Source organism: Mesorhizobium sp. M5C.F.Ca.IN.020.32.2.1 (genome assembly GCF_004023105.1).
In the GTDB taxonomy this organism is placed as follows: domain Bacteria; phylum Pseudomonadota; class Alphaproteobacteria; order Rhizobiales; family Rhizobiaceae; genus Mesorhizobium; species Mesorhizobium wenxiniae.
In genome coordinates this window covers 1-4,567 of record NZ_RZSX01000527.1, presented here as the reverse complement: position 1 = coordinate 4,567, position 4,567 = coordinate 1, and the positions used below count along the sequence as shown (strand labels likewise).

The window sequence follows — 4,567 nt, the reverse complement described above, 5'->3', positions numbered from 1 at the left end:
GGACGCGAGCGACCCGTCGAGGGCCCGACGAACGAATGGCAACCGGGCTGCAAATTTTTGAGGGAAACAAGCGGCGGGCAGTTCTCCATCGAGACAAAGGGCATTGACGCATTCGAGCGCCCAGAAGCGATGCTTCGAAAGTGCTGCGGGCCAGATCGCCTCAGCACGCAGGCAAGCGGCCGCAGGATGTCCGCCGGGAAATACGAGCTGGATGGTGTGCCCAGCTTTGCGGAGAGGGACGTGCTGACACTTGCCGGTTCCCAGCAGGACTGTCGTCCGACATGACAATGACCTCATTTCGAAGGGAGTTGGCGACGCGGACGTCTGTTTCGCGACGACCGACAACACATGGGCGCACCGACGCACACCAGAACGACCGCACTGCGAGCGGGCGAAACAAAACTCCTAATTAGCGCGAGAGATCGCGGAGAGGCGATCACGTCGACAAGGGCTCCGCGAGACAGTGTATTGGCCTCCTGGAGCGCAGCGAGCAGAAAGCGCCGGAATGCCGGTTTGCGACGCAAGAACTCCCAGGCCTAGCCACTCGACGTCAAATGAGCGGTGAAGTCATAGGAGCAGCGATCCTGCCAGTCCATCGGCATCTGGAAGGGGCATTCGCCGACGCGGGCACGCACGATGACGGGGTCGATGCTCTGGTACTGGTGCTCGAGATAGCACGCTGTCCAGGGCGCCGGATAGTTGGAGATCAGCCTGGGCTTGTCACCTGGCCGCGGCGGTAGCGAGAGATAGGCGAAGGCGAGCAGGTCGGGTTGTGAGCTCACATCGGCCAAGGCGCTGTGGAAATCGACCTCATCGACGCCTTCCGAAAGCTGTTCCAAAAACCTTCGAAGACAGATTGCATGTCTGCGTGTCAGAACCTTCACTGGGTCTCCGGCCACTTGCTTGGGGGTGGAAACAAGCCCGGGTCCTCGGCATCATAAGCGTGCCTTGCGGAGCATGGTTATTCGTCTCAATATTCATTCACTGGCGCGATGGTGGACCTGCTACGTCTCAGAAATACGCCCTGGCCGGCGGGGAGGTGCGCCGGCAGGGCTTGCCGCGTAACGCCAGCGGTCAATGGGAGGACCGGACGACAGCGGCAAAACAAAGTCGTTTGGCGCTCACGAAGATTATACGGCCCTTCCGCCTTCGAAGCGGGGTACCTTGTGTCAACTGACTTCGCCGTCGCGTCGACGATGATGTCGACTTCGTATTCCTGGCGATGATCAGTGGCGGGGCAAAGCCGGGGGTATCGCTGTGCGGGCCCCCTTGCGGCAGCTCGCCTCAGCACCAGCGGGTACGTCGTCATGATCCAAATTTCTCCAATCGGCGGGACACGCTAGCTATACGGGTCACGAGCAGACGGGTCACGGAACTCAGATCGTGGCATATCTTAGCGAGATTGGGCATACCGGGCATACCGGGTATCGTTTCTCCAGTCGGACGGAGAAATTGCATAGTACATCAAAGCAAGGCCGGTGGACCGATACCTCGCGACGGTACCGTTGGGGAGCCTATGCATTCTCCTCTTGCCAGAGAATACGCACGACCATCCACTGTCACCTCGAGCAGTTGCCCTGGATCAATGCATATCATCTCGTCATACCATAGTGTCCACTCGAAATCAGAATCTCGAAGATACGTGGTGCCTGAAGCTAGAGGTGAGTCGTCTTTCTCGTTGACAAACTCATGCCACGACGTACCCCTGTGGTTGTAGTTTTGCTCGACGTCCGTGGGCTTAAACAGTTTGACTTCAGGCACGTAGTTCTCCTGAGTATTCGGGACGAATGGTGGGGTCTTTGTGCATGCTTACGATATCAGCCGTCACCGGCTGTTTGCTGCAAACCATATTCGGCTGATGCAGAAAAACCGCGTCTCTCTGACTTTCTGGGTTGTGTTAGCCGCGCTGCGACGAAGCAATGTCGAGCGCGAAGCGGCTGCTTTCCAATATGTTCGGATGCTCAGCGCCGTCTTTCCTTCCAACAGCCGGAAAATGTCGCAAAGCATAGTCGGCCCTGTGGAGGGCAGGAGGCGCACGCAACCATCGACGGAACCGTCGATACCGCGGAGGAGCAGTTAATGAGCTCTCAACACGTTAAGGCGAGTAGGTCGAGTCGTGAGGTCACATAGGCCAAGGCGCTGTGGAAATCGACCTCATCGTCGCCATCCGAAAGCTGTTCCAAAAAATCTTTCGAAGACAGATTGCATGTCTGCCCTTGTCAGAACCTTCACTGGGTCTTCGGCAACTTGCTTAGGGGTGGAAGCAAGTCCGGGTGCTCGGCATCATAAGCGTTTCTTACGAAGCATAATTGTTCTTCTCAGCATCCATTCACTGGCGCGATGTGGTGGACCTGCAATGTCTCAGAAATACGCCCTGCCGGCGGGGAGGTACACCGGCAGGGCTCGCCGCGCAACGCCAGCGGTCAAATGGGAGGACCGGACGACAGCAGCAAAACAAGTCGTTTGGCGCTCACGAAGATTATACGGCGCCTTCCGCCTTCAAGGCGCGGTACGTCGTGTCAACTGACTTCGCCGTCGCATCGACGATGATGTCGATTTCGGCCCGGGTGATGATCAGTGGCGGTGCAAAGCCGAGGATATCGCCATGCGGCATGGCGCGGCCGATGACACCGTTTTCAAGCAGAGCAGCGGCGGCACGCGCGCCGACCTGCAGCTCGGGCTCAAACGGTACGCGCGCCTTGGGATCCCGCATCAGCTCTACTGCTGACAGGATTCCAACGCCGCGAACTTCGCCGACAATGGGATGTCCCTCCAATTCGGCTTTCATGCGGGAAAGCCAATACGGCCCGACATCCTGGACATGCTCCAGGATCTTTCTTTCCTTAAGTACTTGAATGTTGGCAAGTGCGGCCGCCGCGCAAAGCGTATGCCCTGAATATGTCCAGCCATGGCCGAGAGGTCCATTCTTCTCGGTTCCTTCTTCCAGGACAGACCAGACGCGGTCGCCAATAATTGACCCGGAAATTGGGAGGTAGGCGGAACTAACGCCCTTGGCGATGGTGACGAAATCCGGGCGCATCCGATAGAGGTGCGAGCCGAATTTCTCGCCGGTTCGCGCGAAGCCACAAACGACTTCATCGGCGATCAGCAGGATATCGTGCCTATCCAGCACCTCTTGAATAGCCGCCCAGTACCCCCTTGGGGGCGGAACGATGCCGCCAGTCCCAAGTGCCGGTTCTCCGATAAAGGCCGCAACAGTTTCCGGGCCCTCGGCAAGAACAAGGGCCTCGAGTTCGTCGGCGCAGCGTTTGGAAAAGGCTTCTTCGGTTTCGCCCTCATGCGCCTGCCGATAGTAATGTGGGGTCGTTGTGTGGCGTACCAGATTCAAAGGCAGGTCGAAAAACTTATGAAAAAACGGAAGACCTGTCAGGCTTCCAGTGACCAGGCCGGAACCGTGATAACCGCGATGTCGCGAAATGATCTTCTTCTTTTCGGGACGCCCGAGAACGTTGTTATAATACCAGACGAGCTTGATATTGGTCTCGTTGGCGTCGGAACCGGAGAGGCCAAAATAAACTCTTTGCATGTTCTGCCCGAAATATTCCACCACGGCCTCCGCTAAGCGGGCAACGGGCTCCGTGCCTTGGCTGGCATAGACATGAGCGAACGGTAAGTCGTGCGCTTGCTTGGCAATGGCGTCAGCAATCTCCGTGCATCCATATCCCATGTTGACGCAATAGAGCCCACCGAAACCGTCGAGGCTCTTTCGGCCTTCAGTATCCCAGATGTAGACGCCTTCCGCTCCGGCCATGATCCGGTTTGGCGTCTCGCCGCGGCTGTGTTTTGCCAAGTGCGTGGAAGGATGAAAGACGAAGGTCCGATCCTTTTCTTGGACTTGCTTGGTTCCCAGATTGGTCAGACTCATTGTCGCTCTCCCGTTTATTGCCCGGCGGAGAACACTCAGTCCCCGCTCGTCTAGGGCTGACTATACCGGCGGACACACTCCACGTTCCACGGCAATGCACGTCCGCGGCCGATGAAATCACGGAAGTTGCGTCAATCTCCGTGGAAAACACGGACAACTCAGCGTTGTCTTGGCGCGGACAAGGGAATGGGCGAATTGGATTTTACGGATTTCGTCACTATGAGGCTGTAATATTGATCGATCCCGAGTCCAACCTGTAGCAAACCCTCCATGAATTCCTGGTAGGCAGCCATAGAAGGAGCTGCAACGCGCATCAGGTAATCTACCCGGCCCCCGATCGCCCAGCAGTCCAAAATTTCGGAGATGCCTTGAATTGCCGTCTCAAAGTGTCTTTGGTCTTCGAGGCGGTGACGATCCAGCACGACCTCCACCATCACGAAAATCACGCCCCCGGTGAGGGATGGACTCAGCCGCGCGTAATAGCCTTCAACAATCCCTGTTGTTTCGAGTATGCGGAGCCGCTCCGAGCAAGCCGAGGCCGACAGATGGACGCGCTTCGCCAGTTCGCTCTTCGATATCCGACCGTCTGTCTGAAGCTCCGCGAGGATCCGAAGGTCCCAAGCGTCCAGGCGAACTGTGTTGAGTTTCGACTTCATGGGATTGCCGGGCTGAGTATGGCTT

At 57.3% G+C, this 4,567-nt stretch carries 4 protein-coding genes; 1 reads left to right on the top strand and 3 read right to left on the bottom strand.

All coding sequences use genetic code 11. The features are described from left to right. Positions 1 to 285 (top strand): hypothetical protein (locus tag EOA86_RS39565; RefSeq protein WP_206630111.1); only part of this gene is annotated, 285 nt, incomplete at its 5' end. 251 nt (positions 286 to 536) lie between these two features. Here EOA86_RS39565 and EOA86_RS23465 read toward each other — a convergent pair. From EOA86_RS23465 to EOA86_RS23445, 3 genes are all read right to left on the bottom strand, one after another. Continuing rightward, the gene (locus EOA86_RS23465) at positions 537 to 839 is read right to left on the bottom strand and encodes an autoinducer binding domain-containing protein (RefSeq protein WP_236473633.1); all 303 of its coding nucleotides are present in this window, start codon (positions 837 to 839) and stop codon (positions 537 to 539) included. A 1,640-nt stretch (positions 840 to 2,479) separates the two neighbouring features. Next, positions 2,480 to 3,886, bottom strand: a complete 1,407-nt coding sequence (locus tag EOA86_RS23450; protein WP_091597938.1) for an aminotransferase — start codon at positions 3,884 to 3,886, stop codon at positions 2,480 to 2,482. 158 nt (positions 3,887 to 4,044) lie between these two features. Continuing rightward, positions 4,045 to 4,542: an Lrp/AsnC family transcriptional regulator gene (locus EOA86_RS23445; RefSeq protein ID WP_091597942.1), complete on the bottom strand. Its 498-nt coding sequence runs from the start codon at positions 4,540 to 4,542 to the stop codon at positions 4,045 to 4,047. Between the last annotated feature and the right edge of the window lie 25 nt (positions 4,543 to 4,567).